The sequence below is a fragment of the Kitasatospora sp. NPDC051853 genome, from assembly GCF_044452665.1.
GTDB lineage: Bacteria > Actinomycetota > Actinomycetes > Streptomycetales > Streptomycetaceae > Kitasatospora.
Window position 1 is genome coordinate 31628 of the sequence record NZ_JBITBY010000001.1, and the last position, 19889, is coordinate 51516.

18 protein-coding genes are annotated in these 19889 nt (G+C 74.3%); 12 read left to right on the forward strand and 6 right to left on the reverse strand.

Features of this window, described 5'->3' with window-relative positions; all coding sequences use genetic code 11:
* Positions 1–191 precede the first annotated feature (191 nt).
* On the forward strand, positions 192–1310 hold the full coding sequence (locus ACIA8O_RS00140; protein WP_396291198.1) for a GDSL-type esterase/lipase family protein: 1119 nt from the start codon (positions 192–194) through the stop codon (positions 1308–1310).
* Between the two features lie 67 nt (positions 1311–1377).
* Here the strand turns inward: ACIA8O_RS00140 and ACIA8O_RS00145 are convergent, their stop codons facing one another.
* Positions 1378–2736: an NAD(P)/FAD-dependent oxidoreductase gene (locus ACIA8O_RS00145; RefSeq protein WP_396291199.1), complete on the reverse strand. Its 1359-nt coding sequence runs from the start codon at positions 2734–2736 to the stop codon at positions 1378–1380.
* 105 nt (positions 2737–2841) lie between these two features.
* On the opposite strand from ACIA8O_RS00145, the gene ACIA8O_RS00150 reads away from it, so the two are divergent.
* From ACIA8O_RS00150 to ACIA8O_RS00180, 7 genes are all read left to right on the forward strand, one after another.
* Positions 2842–3600, forward strand: coding sequence for a HipA family kinase (locus ACIA8O_RS00150; protein WP_396291200.1), 759 nt, complete (start codon positions 2842–2844; stop codon positions 3598–3600).
* Positions 3597–3983 carry a DUF3037 domain-containing protein gene (locus ACIA8O_RS00155; protein ID WP_396291201.1) on the forward strand — a complete coding sequence of 129 codons (387 nt, stop codon included), beginning with the start codon at positions 3597–3599 and terminating at the stop codon, positions 3981–3983. The genes ACIA8O_RS00150 and ACIA8O_RS00155 overlap by 4 nt, the downstream gene beginning before the upstream one ends.
* 95 nt (positions 3984–4078) lie before the next feature.
* Complete coding sequence (locus tag ACIA8O_RS00160; RefSeq protein WP_396291202.1) at positions 4079–4507, forward strand: MarR family winged helix-turn-helix transcriptional regulator; 429 nt, start codon at positions 4079–4081, stop codon at positions 4505–4507.
* 182 nt (positions 4508–4689) lie between these two features.
* Complete coding sequence (locus ACIA8O_RS00165) at positions 4690–6093, forward strand: hypothetical protein (RefSeq protein ID WP_396291203.1); 1404 nt, start codon at positions 4690–4692, stop codon at positions 6091–6093.
* A 116-nt stretch (positions 6094–6209) separates the two neighbouring features.
* Positions 6210–7649: an adenylosuccinate lyase gene (purB, locus tag ACIA8O_RS00170; protein ID WP_396291204.1), complete on the forward strand. Its 1440-nt coding sequence runs from the start codon at positions 6210–6212 to the stop codon at positions 7647–7649.
* Positions 7650–7868: 219 nt separating this feature from the next.
* Positions 7869–9053 (forward strand): sensor histidine kinase, encoded by a 1185-nt coding sequence (locus tag ACIA8O_RS00175; RefSeq protein ID WP_396291205.1) that lies wholly within the window; start codon positions 7869–7871, stop codon positions 9051–9053.
* Between the two features lie 23 nt (positions 9054–9076).
* Positions 9077–9757, forward strand: coding sequence for a response regulator (locus ACIA8O_RS00180; protein WP_396291206.1), 681 nt, complete (start codon positions 9077–9079; stop codon positions 9755–9757).
* A 233-nt stretch (positions 9758–9990) separates the two neighbouring features.
* Here ACIA8O_RS00180 and ACIA8O_RS00185 read toward each other — a convergent pair whose 3' ends face one another.
* Positions 9991–11481, reverse strand: a complete 1491-nt coding sequence (locus ACIA8O_RS00185) for an MFS transporter (protein ID WP_396291207.1) — start codon at positions 11479–11481, stop codon at positions 9991–9993.
* A 168-nt stretch (positions 11482–11649) separates the two neighbouring features.
* Between ACIA8O_RS00185 and ACIA8O_RS00190 the strand changes: the two genes are divergently transcribed.
* A complete protein-coding gene (locus tag ACIA8O_RS00190) occupies positions 11650–12432 on the forward strand; it encodes a S1 family peptidase (RefSeq protein ID WP_396291208.1) in 783 nt (260 codons plus the stop codon).
* Between the two features lie 259 nt (positions 12433–12691).
* Here the strand turns inward: ACIA8O_RS00190 and ACIA8O_RS00195 are convergent, their stop codons facing one another.
* The 3 genes from ACIA8O_RS00195 to ACIA8O_RS00205 form a co-directional block, all read right to left on the reverse strand.
* Positions 12692–13798, reverse strand: coding sequence for a helix-turn-helix domain-containing protein (locus ACIA8O_RS00195; RefSeq protein WP_396291209.1), 1107 nt, complete (start codon positions 13796–13798; stop codon positions 12692–12694).
* Positions 13799–14270: 472 nt separating this feature from the next.
* A complete protein-coding gene (locus ACIA8O_RS00200) occupies positions 14271–14615 on the reverse strand; it encodes a hypothetical protein (RefSeq protein ID WP_396291210.1) in 345 nt (114 codons plus the stop codon).
* Positions 14616–14750: 135 nt separating this feature from the next.
* Positions 14751–15545 carry a tyrosine-protein phosphatase gene (locus ACIA8O_RS00205; protein WP_396291211.1) on the reverse strand — a complete coding sequence of 265 codons (795 nt, stop codon included), beginning with the start codon at positions 15543–15545 and terminating at the stop codon, positions 14751–14753.
* Positions 15546–15773: 228 nt separating this feature from the next.
* Between ACIA8O_RS00205 and ACIA8O_RS00210 the strand changes: the two genes are divergently transcribed.
* Positions 15774–16340: a DJ-1/PfpI family protein gene (locus tag ACIA8O_RS00210; RefSeq protein ID WP_396291212.1), complete on the forward strand. Its 567-nt coding sequence runs from the start codon at positions 15774–15776 to the stop codon at positions 16338–16340.
* A gap of 121 nt (positions 16341–16461) precedes the next feature.
* Entirely contained in the window at positions 16462–17127 is a 666-nt protein-coding gene (locus ACIA8O_RS00215) for an SDR family oxidoreductase (RefSeq protein WP_396291213.1), read from the forward strand.
* A 49-nt stretch (positions 17128–17176) separates the two neighbouring features.
* Here ACIA8O_RS00215 and ACIA8O_RS00220 read toward each other — a convergent pair whose 3' ends face one another.
* Positions 17177–18664, reverse strand: a complete 1488-nt coding sequence (locus tag ACIA8O_RS00220; RefSeq protein WP_396291214.1) for an MFS transporter — start codon at positions 18662–18664, stop codon at positions 17177–17179.
* 462 nt (positions 18665–19126) lie between these two features.
* Between ACIA8O_RS00220 and ACIA8O_RS00225 the strand changes: the two genes are divergently transcribed.
* On the forward strand, positions 19127–19711 hold the full coding sequence (locus tag ACIA8O_RS00225) for a type 1 glutamine amidotransferase domain-containing protein (RefSeq protein ID WP_396292095.1): 585 nt from the start codon (positions 19127–19129) through the stop codon (positions 19709–19711).
* Positions 19712–19889: the final 178 nt, after the last annotated feature.

Here is a 19889-nt window from a genome sequence, read left to right on the forward strand (position 1 = left end):
GGTCCGTCACCTGGTGAAGGTCGTCCAAGAAACTCCTGTCGGATACCTAGCGGTAACAACGATGCGCATGTCACATTCATCGCGCCACCGGCCGGCGGTACACCCTCACCAGAGCCTCCCCACCCCACACCCGGGAGGCCGTCCGCAGGAGTTTCGCCGTGCTCGAAAACTGTCGAAGCATCAGAACCGCCGTGCGTCTGTTGGCAGCAGCCACCCTCACCCTCCCGCTGCTGGCCCTCACCACCCCCGCGCAGGCGGCCACCGGCCCCACCGCCTCCGTCTCGATGGGGGACAGCTACATCTCCGGCGAGGCCGGGCGCTGGAAGGGCAACAGCGTCACCACCTCGGGGAGCCGCTCCGGCACCGACCGGGCCTGGACCGGGAGCGCCTACGACCCCACCCGGGCGTACGGGAGCAGCTACGCCAACGGCTGCGACCGCTCCGACTCGGCCGAGGTGCGCAGCGCCACCGGCATCGCGCAGACCCAGATCAACCTGGCCTGCTCGGGCGCCACCACGCAGAACGTCTTCCGCGCGAGCAACGGCGGCCAGGCGTACAAGGGCGAGGCCCCGCAGGCCGACCAGCTGGCCGCGGTGGCGGCCGCCAACGACGTCAAGCTGATCACGCTCTCGGTCGGGGGCAACGACCTCGGCTTCGCCGACGTGATCGAGACCTGCGTCAAGGACTACCTGATCTGGTACTCGTACTGCCACGACGACCAGCAGGTGGAGGTCGACTCCCGGATGCCGGCCGCGATGGCCGGGGTGGGCAAGTCGATCGACGAGATCCGCGCGGTGATGAGCGCCGCCGGGTACGCCTCCTCCTCGTACCGGATCGTGCTGCAGTCCTACCCCTCGCCGATCCCGCGCGGCGCCGACATGCGCTACTCCGAGAGCGGCTGGAGCCGGGCCGACACCGGCGGCTGCCCGTTCTGGAACGGGGACGCCGACTGGGCGCGCTCCTCGCTGGTGCCGCAGATCTCCGACGAGCTGGCCAAGGTGGCCAAGGCCAAGGGCGTGCAGTTCCTGGACCTGCGGGACATGCTGGCCGGCCGCGAGGTCTGCTCCAAGGCGACCAGGCAGGCGAGCTCCACCTCCGCGCCGAGCGCCACCACCAGCGAGTGGGCGCGCTTCGTGGACGCCGGCCTGTCGGCCTCGCAGGGGGACACCCGGGAGTCCATGCACCCGAACTACTACGGCCAGCTGGCGCTGGGCCGCTGCCTCACCCTGGTCTGGGCGAAGAGCGGTGACCAGTACTGCCGCAACACCGCCGGGCAGGACACCAACGGGATGTACCTGACGGCCCGTTGAGAACGCGACGGAGCCCCCGCGCGTGCGGCGCGGGGGCTCCGTCGGGGCTCGGTACCGTCTCCTCGGGTCAGCCCTTGGCCAGCAGGGCCTGGGCGTGCTCGCGGACCTGGTCCTTCGTCAGGTAGGCGTCGGTGTACTCGAAGTCGCGCAGCCGGGCGGGCTGGCGGGCCAGGAAGCCGGTGCGGACGAAGTCGTCCCCGGCGGTCGCGTTGAGCAGCCAGTTGGCGCCGACCCGGAACTTCGCGGCGTTGGTCCGCATCGCCATCATGTGGTAGCCGCGGGCCACCAACTGGGCCGGGACGCCCCGGAGTTCGACGCCCACCGGCTTGGAGACGGCGTCCTTGCCGCCGAGGTCCACCACCAGGCCGAGGTCCTTGTGGTAATACGGCTCCAGCGGCTGGTTGCGCAGCGAGGCGACCAGGTTGTCGGCCACCTTCTTGCCCTGCCGGGCGGAGTGCTGGGCGGTCGGCGGGCAGACCGCGCCGTCGCCCTTGGCCAGGTCCGGCACGGCCGCCGCGTCGCCGAGCGCGAAGACGTTCTCGAACTGCGGCACCCGCATCTCGGCGGTGACCGCCACCCGGCCGCGGACCGTCTCGGCGTCCAGGGTGCCGATCAGCGGGCTGGCGGCCACGCCGGCCGTCCAGATCAGGGTGCGGCAGGGCAGCACCCGCCCGTCGGTGAACTTCACCGACTCGGCGCCCACCTCGGCCACCGAGACGCCGAGCGAGACGTCCACGCCGCGGTCCCGGAGCACCTCCATCGCGCTGGTGCCGAGCTTGTCGCCGAGCTCGGGCATCAGCTTCGGGGCGATGTCGATCAGGTGCCACTTGATCAGCCGCGGGTCCAGCCGGGGGTAGCGCTTGCTGGCCGCGGTGGTCAGCCGCTGGAGGCAGGCCGCCGTCTCGGTGCCCGCGTAGCCGCCGCCGACCACCACGAACTGCAGCCGGGACTCGCGCTCGTGCTGGTCCAGGGTGGCCGAGGCCAGGTCCAGCTGGGCGATCACGTGGTCGCGCACGTAGGTCGCCTCGGCCAGCGTCTTCATGCCGCGCGCGTAGTCGGTCAGGCCCGGGATGTCGAAGGTGCGGGTGACGCTGCCGGGGGCCAGCACCAGGTAGTCGTACTGCTCCGCCACCACCTCGTCGGTGATCTTGCGGACCACGCAGACCCGGGAGCGCGGGTCCACGCCGATCGCCCCGCCGGGCAGGATGTGGGTGCGGCGCAGCGTCCGGCGCAGCGAGATCGCCACCGACTGCGGGGTGAGCACCCCGGCGGCCACGTGCGGCAGCAGCGGCAGGTAGAGCTGGTAGTTGAACGGGGTGACCAGGGTGAGCTCCGCCTCGGAGGGGGCGAGCTTGCGCTCCAGCCGGCGCGCGCACTCCAGACCGGCGAAACCGCCGCCGACGATCAGGATTCGAGGTCGTGCCATCGTCCGGTCCTTGTCTGTGTGGTCGGAGCCGTGCCGGGACAACTGTTCGTCACCCTTGCACGGGTGCTGACGGGCTGCCACCGGGCGAGGCACTAGGGTGATCGCGTGCTTCAAGAGGTGACGGCGGTCCGGTACGTGACGCCCCTGCGCGAGGGCGGGTCGATGCCCGGTCTGGTCGAGGGCGACGACCGGCGGCTCTACGTGCTCAAGTGGTCCGGTGCGGCGCAGGGGCGCAAGGCCCTGGTGGCCGAGGTGCTGGCGGGGGAGCTGGGGCGCGGCCTCGGGCTCCCGGTGCCCGAGCTGGTGCGGATCGACCTCGATCCGGTGCTGGCGCGCAGCGAGCCCGAGGTGCAGATCCAGGAGCAGATGCGGGCCAGCGGCGGGGTCAACCTCGGGATGGCCTTCGTCAGCGGCGCGCTCAACTTCGACCCGCTCTGCTTCGAGGTGGACCGGGAGCTGGCCGGGCGGGTGCTCTGGTTCGACGCCCTGATCGGCAACGTGGACCGCTCCTGGCGCAACCCCAACCTGCTGGTCGCCACCGGCGGCCTGCGGCTGATCGACCACGGGGCCAGCCTGATCTTCCACCACCACTGGGCCGGGGCCGCCTCCTGGGTGGCCCGCCCGTACGACGCCTCGGACCACGCGCTGCGCGCGTTCGCTCCCCAACTGGCCGCCGCGGACGAGGAGTTGGCGCCGCCGGCGAAGGAGGCGGTGGAGCGCGCGGTGGCGCTGATCCCCGAGGAGTGGCTGACCGACGAGCCCGGCTTCGACTCCCCGGCCGAGGTGCGCGCCGCGTACCTGGCCCAGCTGACCGCCCGGCTGGCCGGTCCGCGCGACTGGCTCCCGGAGGTGGCCCCGCGATGACCGAGCAGCTGCACGACTACGAGTACGCGGTGATCCGGGCGGTGCCCCGGGTCGAGCGCGGGGAGTTCGTCAACATCGGCGTGATGCTGTACTGCCGTCACAGCTCCCACCTGGCCGCCCGCACCCATCTGGACCAGGGCCGGCTGCTGGCCCTGGACCCGGTGGCCGACGTGGCCGGGGTCCGGCGGGCGCTGTACGGCTTCGAGGCGGTCTGCGAGGGCGGCACCGCCGCCGGCCCGGCCGCGGGGGACAGCCCCGGGCAGCGGTTCCGCTGGCTGACCGCGCCGCGCAGCGCCGTGGTGCAGCCCGGCCCCGTGCACACCGGGCTGACCGCCGACCCGGAGGCGGAGCTGCGCAGGCTGTTCGAGCAGCTGGTGCTCTGACGGCTCCGACGGTGCGCCGACGCCCCGGAGTCGGAACAGTTCCTTCACCTGCTCGAAACTGGAGTATGTCAAGCGACTGTGCGTACCCTTGCGACATGGGCACCACCACCCCTCCCTCCACCGCGGACCTGATGGAGGCGGTCGCCGCCGTCGGCACCGCCTACTTCCAGGACTTCGCGGCCGCCGCCGCCCGGCACGGGCTCAGCTCGTCCCAGGCCAAGGCCCTCAAGTCCCTGCGCGAGCCCGTCCCGATGCGGGCGCTGGCCGGACGCCTCGGCTGCGACGCCTCCAACGTCACCGGCATCGTCGACCGGCTGGAGGGCCTCGGGCTGGCCAACCGGGAGGCCTCGGCCGGGGACCGCCGGGTCAAGATCGTCACCATCACGGACAAGGGCCTGGAGGTGCTGGACCAGGTCCAGCGCGACATGGCCAAGGCGCACCGCGCCTTCGCCTCGCTCAGCCCCGAGCAGCGCACCGCCCTGGACGGGCTCTGCCGGCAGGTGCTCCCGCTGCTCACCGGCTGACGCCGGGCCGGCTCCCCGGGGCTGCCCCCGGCCGCCCCTCCGTGCGCCCCCTCCGGCCGTCCGGAACCCGTCCGTAACCGGCCGCCCGGGTGCTACCAATGGCCCGGGGCCGGACGGGGGAGCCGGCGGCCCCGGGCCCGCCCGGAGCGGGTGGGCCGCACCGACCTCGGGGGGTCCTCGCGATGCTGCTCTACAACCCGGCCGGCCCGGGCGCCGTGCTGCCGACGTACACCACCAGCCACCCGCTGGAGGCACAGGAGTTCGCCGCCGACGCGGCGGCGTACGTCGGCTACGGCTTCCGCAACGGCGCCGGTGCGCCCAACCTGGTGGCGGCCCCGGCCGGCACCCGGCTGGCGGTCTCGCAGAACGGCCGGTTCGCGATCGAGTCGGCCGACCTGACCAGGCGTCAGCCGAAGTACTTCTTCGCCGACCCGGCGCTGCTGCCGCAGTGGAACAAGGCGCTGGCCCGGGCCGGGTCGGAGTTCCAGCTCTTCGCCGAGCCGACCCGGACGGTGACCTTCACGCTGCCCGGCGCCCCGGCCGCCACCACGCTGGTCCGGGTGCGGCAGGCGAACCTGAACCTGCGCACCAGCGGGGCCGACGTCACCATGACCGAGAACTGCGACGTGGTGGTGCAGAACGTCATCGGCTCGGTGCTCCAGCCCAAGCCGGTGCTGGGCCGCAAGGTCTTCCTGGGCAGCACCGCCACCGAGCGGGGGGTGTTCGGCGAGTACCACCTGGCCAACCACCTGGTGCGAGCCGTGCCGGTCGCCGATCTGCCCGCCGCCGCCCCCGCCCGGGACGCCGCCCGGGACCTGATCGCCCGGCACTACGGCGAGGACATCCACACCCTGGCCAACGGCGGGGTGCTGCACGCGCCCACCATCGCGGCCGACCTGCAGGCCATCGGCCTGAACCAGCACGCCCGCCCGACCGCCGTCGGCCAGGGGCTGTACAGCACCTCGCTGGGCACCGTCCACCCCCACCTGCCGACCGGGGAGCAGGTCTTCGACTACGCGAACAACCGCCAGCTGGACCACCTGGTGACCATCAACGGCCGGGTCTGGGGCTTCCACTGGGGCGGGGTGGTGGCGATCGACGGCACCGACTACCTGACCCTGGAGAACTACGCGCGCAGCGCCGAGAACGCGGCCGGCAACGCCGCCCGCCTGGGCTACTTCCAGGCCTACGGCGCCGGCCCGGGCCAGGACTGGCACACCCGGTGGACCACGCCGGGCGCGCACGGCAAGCAGTTCGCCAACGCGCTGACCATGGTGGTGGAGCCGGACGGCGTGCGCGGCCTGACCAACTGGGCGCCGGCCGAGAAGTCGAACAGCGCGGCGGTCGGCACCGCCGCGACCAACGCCGCCCTGACCACCGCGCTGCTCAACGGCCTCAACTACGCCAACGTGCACGTCCACGCGACCGCGCTGGCGGACGAGTACGCCGACAAGAACCGCCGGATCGGCTGGATCCAGGAGCTGAACGCCCGGATCGCCGCCCCGCCGGCCTGGCTGGACGACCCGACCAGGGCGCTGCTCCAGCACGTGCGGACGGAGATGGTGAAGGTCAAGTCCGGCCTCTGACGGGACGTACGGGAGGCCGGGCCGAGGGGCCGGGGGCGGCGTGAGTAGGGAGCTACGCGCGTAGTCAAGTCCTCGGGGCGATCCGCTGCGAACCGTCCCGACCTGGACTGTTAGGCTTGCGAAGCGTGAGCGCGAAGCCCCAGATCCCCAATGTCCTGGCCTCCCGGTACGCCTCGGCGACCCTGGCCCAGCTCTGGTCCCCCGAGCACAAGGTGGTCCTCGAGCGCCACCTGTGGCTCGCCGTCCTGAAGGCCCAGCAGGACCTCGGCATCGAGGTGCCCGAGACCGCCGTCGCCGACTACGAGCGCGTCATCGACCAGGTCGACCTCGGCTCGATCGCCGCCCGTGAGCGGATCACCCGCCACGACGTGAAGGCCCGCATCGAGGAGTTCAGCGAGCTCGCCGGGCACGAGCAGATCCACAAGGGCATGACCTCGCGGGACCTGACCGAGAACGTCGAGCAGCTCCAGATCCGCCAGTCCCTGGAGCACGTCCGGGACCGCACGGTGGCCGTCCTGGTCCGCCTCGGCTCCCTCTCCGCCCAGTACGGCGAGCTGGTCATGGCCGGCCGTTCGCACAACGTCGCCGCCCAGGCCACCACCCTCGGCAAGCGGTTCGCCTCGATCGCCGACGAGCTGCTGGTCGCCTTCGCGCGGCTGGAGGAGCTGATCGCCCGTTACCCGCTGCGCGGGATCAAGGGCCCGGTCGGCACCGCCCAGGACATGCTCGACCTGCTCGGCGGCGACGCCGAGAAGCTCGCCGAGCTGGAGCAGCGGGTCGCCACCCACCTCGGCTTCGAGAACGTCTTCACCAGCGTCGGCCAGGTCTACCCGCGCTCGCTGGACTTCGAGGTGGTCACCGCCCTGGTGCAGCTGGCCGCCGGCCCGTCCAGCCTGGCCAAGACCATCCGCCTGATGGCCGGCCACGAGCTGGTCACCGAGGGCTTCAAGGCCGGCCAGGTCGGCTCGTCCGCGATGCCGCACAAGATGAACACCCGGTCGTGCGAGCGCGTCAACGGCCTCGCGGTGATCCTGCGCGGCTACGCCTCGATGACCGCCGAGCTCGGCGGCGACCAGTGGAACGAGGGCGACGTCTCCTGCTCGGTCGTGCGGCGGGTCGCCCTGCCGGACGCGTTCTTCGCCTTCGACGGGCTGCTGGAGACCTTCCTGACGGTGCTCGACGAGTTCGGCGCCTTCCCGGCCGTGATCGAGGCCGAGCTGGACCGGTACCTGCCGTTCCTCGCCACCACCAAGGTGCTGATGGGCGCGGTGCGGGCGGGCGTCGGCCGGGAGACCGCGCACGAGGTCATCAAGGAGCACGCGGTCGCCTCGGCGCTGGCCATGCGGGAGGGGGCGCGGGAGAACGCGCTGCTCGACAAGCTGGCCGCGGACGAGCGGATCCCGCTGGACCGGGCCGGGCTGGACGCGCTGCTCGCGGACCGGCTGTCGTTCACCGGTGCGGCGGGCGCGCAGGTCGCCGAGCTGGTCCGCCGCATCGAGGCCGTCGCCGCGGCGTACCCGGCCGCGGCCAAGTACGCGCCGGGGGACATCCTCTGACCTTCGGCAGGTCGCACCCGCGTGCATGGTGATGCTGGGGCGCGAGGAACTGCGCGCTGGGGAACGCCAGCACCTGCAACTGACCCACCGTCGGCCGGTTGCAGGTGCTGCCTTTCCACCGCGCGCAGTTCCTCGCGCCCCTGGTGCAACCACGTACGTTCCGGCGGATCAACCGTGGGGTTGACGACGGGGCGGTGAGGGGCCGTTAGCCTCCGTGCGGTGGGGTGGCGGACGGTGGGTGGGCGGCGGCGGGCGCTCGGGGTGGTGGCCGCGGTGGCGTTCGCGGCCGGCGGGTGCGTGGTGGGGAGCGGGTACCGGCCCCCGTTCGACCTGTGGGCGTACCTGTTGACCGTCGGGACCGCGGCTCCGCTGGCCTTCTGCGGCCGGTACCCCTTCGCGGCGGTGGTGGCGTCCAACCTCGGGTACTCGGTCTACCTCGCGCTCGGCTACCAGCCCTCGGTGAACTGGTGGTGCGCCCTGCTGGCCCTGCTGGTGGTGTGCGAGCTGCGGTCCTGGCGGGCGGCCGCCCCGGCGACGGCCCTCAGCACGGCCGTGCTGGTGCAGAGCGGGATCGCGGGCGGCCTCGCGCCGGGGGCGGTGGCCGCGCAGGCCGTGCTGGCGCCGCCGGCGGCCGCGCTGATCGGCCGGGCGCTGCGCCGTTCGGCCGAGCGGCAGGCGGAACTGCGGCGGCTGACGGCCCAGTTGGCGCGGGAGCAGGAGGACCGGGCGCGGCGGGCGGTGGTGGACGAGCGGATCAGGATCGCCGGTGAACTGCACGACCTGATCGCGCACCACATGGCGGTGATCTCGGTGCAGGCGGGCCTGGCCGGCTACGTGTTCGGCTCCGATCCGGCGGCTGCCCGGCAGGCGGTGGACGTCATCCGGGGGGTGAGTCACGAGGTGCTGGCGGAGCTGCGGAACCTGACCGGTGCGCTGAGGGAGGGTCAGGACGGCCCGGCCGGGAGCCCGTCGGGGCCGCCGTTGGACGCGCTGCCGGGGCTGGCCGGGATCGCCGGGCTGGTGGAGCGGGCGGTGCGGGCCGGGGGCAGGGTGGACTACCGGCAGGAGGGGCGGACGGGGCCGCTGTCGCCCGGGGTGGAGCTGTGCGCGTACCGGACGGTGCAGGAGGCCCTGGCCAACGTGGCCGGGCACGCCCGGGGAGCCACCACCGAGGTGGTGGTGGCGCAGGGGCCGGGGCGGCTGCGGGTGACGGTGCGCAACGCCGGGGACGGGGAGCGCCGGGCCGGGGCGGGGGAAGCGGCGGGCCACGGGTTGATCGGGCTGCGGGAACGGGCCAGGATCAGTGGCGGCGAACTGTCGGCGGGGGAGACCGGGGACGGGGGCTTCGAGGTGAGCCTCGTGCTGCCGGTCCGGCCGGACCCGTCCGCGGGGCAGGGGAGTTGACGGCGGGTGGCGGAGGTGGGGCGGTGACGAGCGTCCTGGTGGTGGACGACCAGTACCTGGTCCGGGCGGGGGTGGCGGCGCTGCTGCGGGCGGCCCCCGGCTTCGGGCCGGTCTGGGAGGCGGGCGACGGTGAGGAGGCGCTGGCCGCCGCCGCGCTGCACCGGCCCGAGGTGGTGCTGATGGACATCCGGATGCCGGGCATGAACGGCATCACCGCCACCGAGCGGCTGCTGGCCGGCGTCGCGGGGGCGGGGCCCGCCGAGCGTCCGTGCGTGATCATGCTGACCACCTTCGACCTGGACGAGTACGTCTACGCCGCGTTGCGCGCCGGGGCCAGCGGTTTCCTGCTCAAGGACACCCCGCCGGAGCGGCTGCTGGCGGCGATCGCCACCATCGCGGCCGGGGACGTGCTGTTCGCCTCGGGGGTGACCAGGCGGCTGGTGGAGGCCTTCGCGCCGCGGGCCGAGCCGCCCGGGGCGGGGCCGGAGCTGGGGCAGCTGACGGGCCGTGAGCGGGAGGTGCTCACCTGGGTGGCGCGCGGCCTGTCCAACGAGGAGATCGCCGCCCGTCTGGTGGTGAGCGAGGCCACCGTCAAGACCCATCTGCACCGGGTGATGACCAAGCTCGGTCTGCGCAGCCGGGCCCAGGCGGTGATCGCCGCCTACGAGGCGCGGCTGGTGGTGCCGGGCGCGGTCACGGGCTGAGGCCCGGTCGGTCGTGCACGGAACTCAACCCGGGGGTGTACACGGCCGACGGGGGATCAACTCCCCGGTGGATGCGCCGCGCCGCCGTCCGGCGGGAGGATCGGCCCTGGCTCACGGGGAGTCGTGGACCGGTCTCCCGCCCGGGTGCACGGGGGTCATCCGGACGGGGACCGGGGCCGTCTCCTCGGTGGGGTCGGCTGTGGCATCGCCCGGCCCCACCGAGCAGACGGCCGCTAGTCCAGCGGCGGGGTGGTGCCGTCGCAGTACCACTCGCAGGTGGGTTCGGCGACCTCGTGCTCCGGCTCCAGGGCCGAGCGCGGGACGGTCAGGGCCGAGAGCAGCGCGCCCAGCAGGAGCAGGCCGGCACAGGCGTACATCGCGGTGCCGAAGGCGTGGTCGACCCGGGCCGGGTCGAGGTAGGCGTCACCGGTCAGTCCGGCCAGCGGGGGCAGGGCGGCCACCGCCAGCAGGCCGGCCGCGCGGGCGGCCGCGTTGTTCACGCCGCTGGCGATGCCCGCCCGGCGGACCTCGACGGCGGCCAGCACGGTGGCGGTCAGCGGGGCGACCAGCAGGGTCATGCCCGAGCCGAGCACGGTGACGGCGGGCAGCACGTCCGTCCAGTACGAGGCGCCCGGGCCGACCCGGAGCAGCAGCAGGACCCCGCCCGCGCAGAGCAGCGGTCCGAGGACCAGCGGCAGCCGGGGCCCGACCCGGTGGCCGAAGCGCCCGGCCCGGCCGGAGAGGGCCAGCATCAGCAGGGTGATCGGCAGCAGCGCCAGCCCGGCGGTCAGCGGGGTGAAGCCGGAGACGGTCTGCAACTGCACCATCAGCAGCAGGAAGACCCCGCTGAACGCGCCGTACACGCAGAGCGTGACCAGGTTGACGGCGGAGAACAGGCGGGAGGAGAAGAGCGACAGCGGCATCATCGGCTCCGGGCTGCGCCGTTCGACCAGCACGAAGGCCACCCCCAGCAGCACGCCGGCGGCACCCAGGAGCAGGGACGGGCCGCGGCCGGCCTCGGTGAGCGCGTAGGTGACCCCGGCCAGCGAGAGCGCGGCCAGCACGGCACCGGGGACGTCGAAGCGGCCGCTCGCGGACTCGTCCCTGGTCTCCGGGACGTGACGGACCGTCACGGCGAGCACCACGGCGGCCAGCGGCAGGTTGAGCAGGAAGACCCAGCGCCAGCCGGGCCCGTCCACCAGCCAGCCGCCGAGGAACGGCCCGGCCGCCGCGCCGACCCCGCCGAGGCCCGACCAGACGCCGACCGCGCCGGAGCGGTCGTCCGGGTGGAAGGAGGCCTGGAGCATGGCCAGCGAACCCGGCGTCAGGAGGGCGCCGCCGATGCCCTGGAGGGCACGGGCGGCGATCAGCAGGCCGACGTTCGGGGCGAAGGCGCAGAGCGCGGAGGCGGCGGTGAACCAGACCACGCCGATCAGGAAGACCCGGCGGCGGCCGTAGCGGTCGCCGAGCGAGCCGCCGAGCAGGATCAGGCCCGCCAGGGTGAGCAGGTAGGCGTTGACCGTCCACTGGAGCGCTGCCATCGAGGCGCCGAGGTCGGCGCCGATCCTCGGCAGGGCGACGTTCACCACGGTGCCGTCGAGCATCGCCATGCCGGAGCCGAGCGCGGTGGCGGCCAGCACCCAGCGGCCGCGGGCGGTGCCCAGGCGCAGGCCGTCGGCGGGGTCCTGGCCGGGGCCCTGGCTGGCGGGCGTCGTGGTCTCCACGGGCCGATCCTCCTCCGGGCACGGAGGTTGTGCCAGCGTGGGCGCGGACTCCCGGCGGTCGCGGGCCGTGGTCCTGCCAGTCGGTGGTGGCAGGCTCCCACCCCTGCCGCTGACCGTGTCCGGACAAGGAAGCTGGGGCCCTCCCGACCCCCACTTCGGAGGCTGATGATGAAGCGTCAACTGGCCCGTTGGTCGTCCCTCGCGGCCGGTGTCCTGCTGGCGACCGGTGTCATGGTGCTGCCCGCCCAGGCCGGGGAGGTGACCCCGAGCGTGGTCGGCGGCACCAAGGCCGCGCAGGGCGAGTTCCCGTTCATGGTGCGGCTGTCGATGGGCTGCGGCGGTGCCATGATCACCCGTCAGGTCGTGCTGACCGCCGCGCACTGCGTCGGCGCCAGCGGCAACACCACCAGCATCACGGCCACCGTCGGCGTGGTGGACCTGCAGAGCGCGAGCGCGGTGAAGATCAAGTCCACCAAGGTGTACCGGGCCCCCGGCTACACCGGCGCGGAGAACGGCAAGGACTGGGCGCTGATCAAGCTCGCCTCGGCGGTGCCGGCCTCCGTCACCACCCTGCCGATCGCCTCCACCACCGCCTACGACAGCGGCACCTTCACGGTGGCCGGCTGGGGCGCGGCGACCGAGGGCGGGGCGCAGCAGCGCTACCTGCTCAAGGCCAACGTGCCGTTCGTCAGCGACGCGAACTGCGCCTCGGCGTACCCCGGCCTGGTCACGGCCGCCTCGCTCTGCGCGGGCAACCTGGCCAGCGGCGGGGTGGACACCTGCCAGGGCGACTCGGGCGGCCCGATGTTCCGCCGGGACTCGGCCAACAACTGGATCCAGGTGGGCATCACCAGCTGGGGCGAGGGCTGCGCGCGGCCCGGCAAGCCGGGTGTCTACACCCAGGTGAGCACCTACGCCTCGGCCATCACGGCGGCTGCTGCCTCGCTCTGACGGTTGCTCAGGACGGCCCCTTCGCCCACTGCGGGCGGAGGGGCCGTCAGTGCGTCGGGAGGAGGTGAGGCCGGGGGCGCGGGGGAACGGCAGCACGTGCAACTGGCTGATGTGCCCTCAGTTGCAGGTGGGCCGCCTTCCGACTCGCGCAGTTCCTCGCGCCCCCGGTGTAACCACGTACGTCCTCGCGCCTCTGGGGTGGCCTCGTACGTCCTCGCGCCCCCGGGTGGAACCGCGTACGTTCTCGTGCCTCCAGGGGTCAGAGGTGGTGGTGGCGGGAGAGCCAGCGTTCGGACTGGCGGCGTTCCTCGGCGACCCGGCCGAGGGCGGCGGGGACGCGGGCCAGGGTGGTGGCGGCGGTTTCCGGGTCCCCGGCCCAGGCGAGGGCGCCGGCCAGACGGGCCGTCACCAGGCTGCGGTAGTGCTGCTGTTCCGGGGGGAGGCGGGTCAGGCCCTGGCCGAGGGCGTCGACGGCGATGCGGGCGTGGGTGCGGCGGCCGGTGCGGACGGCGAGGTCGCGGTGGCAGGTGCCGTGGGTGAGCAGCAGCAGGGTGCCGGCCTCGGCGGAGGGGGCGGCGGAGGTGCGGTCGGCGGCCCGTTCCAGGGCGGCCTCGGTGGCGGCGCGGTCCCCGGTCAGGGCGTGGCCGCGGGCCTGGGCGAGTGCGGCCCTGGCCTCGGCGACCGCCCGGCCGGACCGGGCCGCGTGCGCGGCGGCGGTCCTGGCCGCGCCGAGGGCGGCGGCCGCGTGGCCGGAGGCCCAGTGCACCGCGCTCTGCCGGGCCGACAGCAGGGCCGCCACGGCCAGGTCGTCGGCGGCCAGTGCCCACTCCTGGCCGCAGTCGTACCAGGCCAGTGCCCGTCCGTACTCCAGGCGGTCGAAGCGGGCCCAGCCGGCCAGTTCGGCGTAGCGGGCGGCCAGGGCGCCGAGCCGGGCCCGTTCGGCGGCGGGGGCGGTGCGCTGCTGACGGGCCGCCAGCCGGGTGTGGTGCTCCAGGACGTCGACCAGGGCGTGGCCGCCGACCGCGCGGGCGGCGCTGCGGTAGGTCGTCAGCAGCTGGGCCAGGGTGTCCGGGCCGGGGCCGGCCGCCAGGCTGCGGCTGTGCTGGGAGAGGCGGCGTCGTTCGCGTTCGACCTGGGGCCAGAGTTCGGCCAACTCGCCTTCGGTGTCGAGGAGTTCGTCTATCCGCTCGGCCATTCCGGCGGGCGGCCAACGGCGGGTGTTCTCGACCCGGCTGATGTGCGAGTCGTCGTAGCCCAGGCGGCGGCCGAGTTCGGCCTGGCTGAGGCCGCGCAGCAGGCGCCAGTGGCGCAGCCGGGCGCCGAAGTCGGACCGGGCCGAGACGGGCTGGTGCAGCTCGACGGACACGGGACCTCCAGTGGGGGTGTCCAGGGGGTGTCCAGTGGGGTGGACGGCTGGGGGTGGACGGGGAGCGCGGGGTGCTCGGGAGGGTCAAGCGCCGGACAAGGGCGGGTGAACGGGCGGTGTGAGTCTGACAAGGAATTGTCATGAACAGGTATCCCCGGAATGCCGAGAAGGTCAAACCGGCGCGGCCCCGTGCTGACGCTCCGTCAGGGAGCGGCCACCGTACGCTGCGGGGCGCGTTCGGAGGGGGACGACGCGGCCGCCGGGCGGGAGTTGGCCGGTCTGCGGGAGCGGGAGCTCGACCGGGAGACGGCGGTGCGGGGCGGCGGGGGTGTGGTGGCGGGGCGGCGCGGGGCTCTGATGGTGGGCTGTTCTCCTGTGTGGGGCGCAAAGGAGCGGCCCACCTGCAACCGGCTGACGGAGCCTTGGTTGCGGGTGGGCCGCTCTCCGGTGTGCGCCCCCGGTGGCGTGGTCGTCAGCGAACGAGGACCAGGGAGTTGATCGGGGTGTAGTCGATCGCGGAGTACTCGCCGACCCAGCGGTAGACGGCGGAGCAGTTGGTGCCGTTGTAGCCCTTGCACTCCTGGAAGCCCGCGCCGCCGGTCTGGTTGTTGACGACCACGCGGTAGCCGGTGACGTTGTCCAGGTTGTGGGCGCCGTAGCTGTAGAAGATGTTCTTGTTCAGGATGCTGCCGTCGGTCTCGCGGATGCAGACCGCTCCGCTCGGACAGGGCGTGGCCGCCGAGGCGCTGGGGGCCGCTGCGAGCCCCGTTCCCAGGGTGAGCGACAGGGCCGTCAGGGTCATCGCGATCTTGCGCATGCTTCTCGTTCTCCGTCTCGCGTCGGTCGTTCGAGTGCGTCCTGTCGTGGACACGGCCAGACTGTCGAGAGGTGCCGGGATGCGCCAGTGGGGGAGGTGAGGATGGCCGGTATACGAACCTTCGTTGGCCGGTCGTCAGTGGGTGAGGTTGTCGCGCAGGGCGTCGAGGGTCTCGTCCTTGAGGTCGAGGGCGGTGCGGGCGTAGGTCTCGGCGTCGCCCCAGCCGTCCGTGAGGGTCTCCAGGGCGGCGGCCAGGTACTCCGGGCGGACGGTGAGGAGTTCCTCGGTCACCTGCGGGTCGCCGCCGGCCGCGGTGAAGGCCTCGATCACGGGGGCGAAGGCGGCGCGGACGGCCGGGTTGACGGCGAGGTACTCGGCCTCGACGGTGGCCGGGGCGGCGCCGAGCAGCAGGAGGAGCAGGGTGGCGCCCCAGCCGGTGCGGTCCTTGCCGGCGGTGCAGTGGAAGAGGACGGGGGCGTTGGCGGGGGTGGCGAGTTCGGTGAGCAGGGTGCGGTAGGCGGCGCGGCCGGAGGCGCCGGCCACGAAGGAGCGGTAGTCGGAGATCAGGGCCCGGGCGGCGCGGCCCTCGCCGAGCAGGCGGTTGGCGGCGATCGGGTCGGAGGTCACGGTGCCGAGCTTGGAGGCGGCGCCGGAGCTGACCAGGTCGGCGAGCACGTCGGCGACCACCAGGCGGCCGCCGGGCGGGAGGAGGTCGGGGCGGGCGTCGCGCTCGCGGTCGGTGCGCAGGTCGACCACGGTGCGGACGCCGAGGGCGTCGAAGAGCGGGTCGGCCCCGGAGGCGAGGCGGTCGAGCTGCCCGGAGCGCAGGACCAGACCGGGTCTGACGGTGCGTCCGCCCGCCAGCGGGATGCCGCCCAGGTCGCGCAAGTTGGGGACGGTGGCGGCCTCGATGGGCAGCGAGTACGGCATGGACCCTCCTCCGGTCGGTCTGCTGCCGACGGTACGGGCCGGGCGGGGGTGGCGCGAGAGGGGCGCCCGGGTGTCGCGGAGGGGGCGCACAAGGGGAGCGCATGGGGGGCGCGCGGGAGCACGGGGCGGGTGTGATCACCGGGGTCCGTTGCCTGCGGACGGCCCGGCGCGAAAGGGTGTGGGCAGACCGTCCACGCGGGTGGGCGGCCGGTCTGCGAGGGGCGTGGAATGACGGCGAAGGTCCTGATCGTCACCGGTGACGCGGCGGAGTCGCTGGAGGTGCTCTACCCGTACCAGCGGCTGCGCGAGGAGGGCTACGAGGTGGTGGTCGCCGCGCCGTCGAAGAAGACGCTGCAGTTTGTGGTGCACGACTTCGTGCCCGGCTTCGACACCTACACCGAGAAGGCCGGCTACACCTGGCCCGCCGACGTGGCCTTCGAGGACGTCGACCCGGCCGAGTACGTGGCCCTGGTGATCCCCGGCGGCCGGGCCCCCGAGTACCTGCGCAACGACCCGCAGGTGCAGCGGATCGTGGCCCACTTCTTCGAGGGCGACAAGCCGGTGGCGCAGATCTGCCACGGCCCGCTGATCACCCTGCCCGGTGGCGCCCTGACGGGCCGTCGGACCGCCGCGTACCCGGCGCTGGAGCTGGACGTGACCGGTGCCGGTGCGGTGTACGAGGACGCCGAGGCCGTGGTCGACGGCCAGCTGGTCTCCGCCCGGGCGTGGCCGGACCACCCGGGCTGGATGCGGGAGTTCGTGCGGATCCTGCGCGACAAGGCGCCGGTGGAGTGAGCGGAGTGAGCTGAGGCCGCGTCGGCTCCGGGCGGTGCCCCGTCCCCTCGAAGGGGGTCGGGGCACCGCCCGTTCGGCGTGGGGGCGGGCGCCGCCGGGGGCGGCGGGTTAGCGTCGGGGCATGCACGTGGTGATCGCCGGTGGGCACGGGAAGATCGCGCTCCAGCTGGAGCGGCTGCTGTCGGCGCGCGGGGACACCGTGACCGGCCTGATCCGCAGTGCCGCGCAGTCCGCGGACCTCAAGGCGGCCGGGGCCCGGCCGGTGGTCTGCGACCTGGAGGCCGTCTCGCCGGAGGACCTCGCGGGCGGCCTGAGCGGGGCCGACGCGGTGGTCTTCGCCGCCGGGGCCGGGCCGAACAGCGGCAGTGCCCGCAAGGACAGCGTGGACCGGGCGGCCGCTGCGCTGTTCGCCGACGCGGCCGAACGGGCCGGGGTGCCGCGCTACCTGATGATCTCCACCATGGGCATCGAACGGGCCGGGGCGCCGGGCATGGAGCAGGAGTTCACCGACTACCTGCGGGCCAAGGGCGCGGCCGAGGAGGACCTGAGGGCCCGTCGGATCGGCTGGACCGTGCTGCGCCCGGGCCCGCTGCTGGACGAGCCGGGCAGCGGCTTCGTCCGGCTCGCGGTGCCCGCGCTGCCGCTGGCGCCCGTCCCCCGGGAGGACGTGGCCCGGGTGCTGGTGGAGCTGCTGGACGCCCACGCGGCGATCGGCCGAACCCTGGAGCTGACCGCCGGGGCCGAGCCGGTGGCCGAGGCGGTCCGGGTGGCGCTGGCCACGGCCTGACGGCGGGTCAGCGAGCACCTGCGGCGGGTCAGTGAGAACCTGCGGCGGGTCAGTCGCCCTGGACGGCGCCCTCCCGGACCTCGGGGCGGGGTGCCGGGGCCGGAGCCGGAGCCGGCTGGTCCGGGGTGCTGCGGTTGGCCAGCACCGAGAGCAGCAGGGCCAGCGCGAAGACGGCGGTGCAGGCCAGGGCGGCCTGGAAGTAGGCGGTGCCGGGGGTGGCGGCGGAGCTGTTGAGGTAGATGCCGGAGATGGCCGAGATGCCCACGGCGGCGGCGATCCGCTGGGACATCTGGAGGATGCCGCCCGCCACCCCGGCCGCCTCGGCGGGGGCGTACCGGAGCACCTGGGCCTGGTTCGGGGAGACCACCAGGCCGGCGGCGGCGCCGGTGCAGAGCTGGCCGAGGCCGAGCAGCACGGGCAGCCAGGGCCCCGTGGTCCAGAGCGCGGCGAGGCCGCTGAGCAGGACGGCGGCCAGTGCCAGGGTGAGGCCGAGCGGCACCAGGTGCGCTCCGAAGCGCTGGACGGCGCGCCAGGCGAAGGAGGAGACCACGGCCATCGCCACGGCGGAGGGGAGGGTGACGGCGGCGGCCGCGAGCGGGGAGAGGCCCAGCCCGTCCTGGAGGAACATCACCAGCACCAGGCCGCCCGCCAGCGAGGCGCCGAACTGGGCCATCGCGGTGAGCGTGCCCAGGGTGTACGGCGCGGAGCGCGGCAGCGCGGGGTGGATCAGCGGCTGACGGCCCGTCGCCACGCAGTGCCGCTGCCACCGGGCCAGCAGCACGGCCATCGCCACCGCGGCGGCACCGAGGCCCAGCTGGGCGGGGAGCGGGGCGGAAGTGACGAACGGGAGCATCACCGCGACGGTGATGGCGGCGGTCAGCAGCAGGCCGAGCGGGTCGAGCGAGGCCAGGCCGCGGGCGGCGCCGGGGGCGGTGCCGGGGGCGGGGGTGGTGCGCGGGGCGGGGCGCGGGAGGTGACGGACCGCCAGGACCAGGGTGGCCAGTCCGGACGGGGCGCTGATCAGGAAGGCCAGCCGCCAGCCCCACTCGGGCCCGGCCAGCGCGATCAGGGCGCCGCCGAGCGGCGGGCCGAGGGCGATGGCCACCGCGCAGGTCACCTGGTACAGCCCGAGCGCCCTGGTGCGGGCCGGTCCGGTGAAGACGTCCTGCAGGGTGCCGATCATCTGGGAGTTGACCAGGCCGGCGCCCGCGCCCTGGAGCAGCCGCAGGACGACCAGCAGCCAGGGGTCGGTGGCGGCCGCGGCGAACAGGCCGGCCACGACGAAGAGGGCGATGCCGGCCACGAAGAACTGCTTGCGGCCGCGCAGGTCGCCGAGCCGGCCGCCGGGTATCAGCGCCAGGCCGAAGGCGAGCGAGTACCCGGCCACGATCCACTGGATCTGGGTGGCCGAGGCCTCCAGGGAGCTGCGCAGCGCGGGGACGGCGATGTTGAGGACGGAGTTGTCCAGCATGGTGGTGAAGCCGCCCGCCAGACAGACCGCGAGGATCCGGTTCTGCTTCTTCGCTGTTCTGTGCACTGACGGAGGCTAACGGGTGTCGGCCCCGCGGGGGGAGTGCTGGGTCAGGTCCGTTCCGTACTCACGCACCTTGCCGGGCTCACTCCTGGGGAGGCGGGCCGGCGTCGGGCGCCGGTTCGGGTGCCGGCTCGGGCGCCGGGGGCGGTCCGGGGTCCGGGTCGGGCAGCGGCGGGCGCGGGCCGGGCTCGGGGGGCGGCCCGGGGAAGGGGTCCGGGTGGGGCGGGGTGGGGAACGGCGGGTGGGTGTCCGGGTTCGGGGGCACGGGCACGGTCATGGCGGCCTCCCTCGGTCGGTGGACCGGCGCCTACCCGGGTACGGCGGGACGACACCTCGGGGGGCAATTGGAGCCGGGCGGGACGTTAGGGCCGGGGCGGTTGGGGCAGCAGCGGTGCACGGGGTGGTGCGGGGCGGCAGGAGGAGGTGGCGGCGGTGGACGGCTGGCCGGACGTCACGCTGCACGGCATGCCGGTCGCCTTCCTGGCGGCCGACGGAGTGGACCAGCGCGAACTGGCGGGGGCCTGGCAGGCGGTGGCGGAGGCGGGCGGCCGGCCCGGACTGCTGGCGCCCGGGCCGGGGCGGGTGCAGACGTACCGCCACCTGGAGCGGGTCGGCGACGTCGTGGTGGACGGGACGATCGCCGAGGCCGATCCGGACGACTGGGGGCTGCTGGTGCTGCCGGGCGGGGTGGCCTGCCCGGACCGGCTGCGCACCGAGAGGGCGGCGGTGGAGCTGGTCCGGGCCTTCGTCCGCGGGGGCCGGCCGGTGGCCGCGATCTGCCACGCGCCCTGGCTGCTGGCGGAGGCCGACGTCCTGCACGGGCGCACCGTCACCTCCTGGCCGAGCCTGCGCACCGACCTGGTCAACGCGGGTGCCACCTGGGTGGACGAGCCGGTCAGGGTCTGCCGGGCGGGGCCCGGCGTCCTGGTGACGAGCCGTCGGCCGGGGGACCTGCCGTGGTTCACCGAGGCGCTGGTGACGGAGGCCGCGCACGGGCGGCGGGCGAGCAGCGGGCGCGGGGCGGGCGAGGGGCATCGCCTGGTGCTGTGACCGCACAGGTACACCGGGTTGGCGCCGGCGAACCGACAGCCGGTTGGATGTCGCGAGACGTTCAGCTCAGAAGGTGGACAGATGGCGGAACCGGTCAGGGTCCGCAGGCTCACCGACCAGAAGTGAACCGCGCTGGGGTCGGTGGAGACTCGATTTCGTGTAAGCATTCGAGCCACGG

What these genes read in the sequence shown, in the direction of transcription:
- ACIA8O_RS00210 (WP_396291212.1), top strand. Translation starts at nt 15,774, where the DNA reads ATGACGGCGAAGGTCCTGATCGTCACCGGTGACGCGGCGGAGTCGCTG.
- ACIA8O_RS00225 (WP_396292095.1), top strand. Translation starts at nt 19,127, where the DNA reads ATGCCGGTCGCCTTCCTGGCGGCCGACGGAGTGGACCAGCGCGAACTG.
- ACIA8O_RS00200 (WP_396291210.1), bottom strand. Translation starts at nt 14,615, where the DNA reads ATGCGCAAGATCGCGATGACCCTGACGGCCCTGTCGCTCACCCTGGGA.
- ACIA8O_RS00205 (WP_396291211.1), bottom strand. Translation starts at nt 15,545, where the DNA reads ATGCCGTACTCGCTGCCCATCGAGGCCGCCACCGTCCCCAACTTGCGC.
- ACIA8O_RS00155 (WP_396291201.1), top strand. Translation starts at nt 3,597, where the DNA reads ATGACCGAGCAGCTGCACGACTACGAGTACGCGGTGATCCGGGCGGTG.
- ACIA8O_RS00190 (WP_396291208.1), top strand. Translation starts at nt 11,650, where the DNA reads ATGAAGCGTCAACTGGCCCGTTGGTCGTCCCTCGCGGCCGGTGTCCTG.
- ACIA8O_RS00165 (WP_396291203.1), top strand. Translation starts at nt 4,690, where the DNA reads ATGCTGCTCTACAACCCGGCCGGCCCGGGCGCCGTGCTGCCGACGTAC.
- ACIA8O_RS00215 (WP_396291213.1), top strand. Translation starts at nt 16,462, where the DNA reads ATGCACGTGGTGATCGCCGGTGGGCACGGGAAGATCGCGCTCCAGCTG.
- ACIA8O_RS00145 (WP_396291199.1), bottom strand. Translation starts at nt 2,736, where the DNA reads ATGGCACGACCTCGAATCCTGATCGTCGGCGGCGGTTTCGCCGGTCTG.
- ACIA8O_RS00160 (WP_396291202.1), top strand. Translation starts at nt 4,079, where the DNA reads ATGGGCACCACCACCCCTCCCTCCACCGCGGACCTGATGGAGGCGGTC.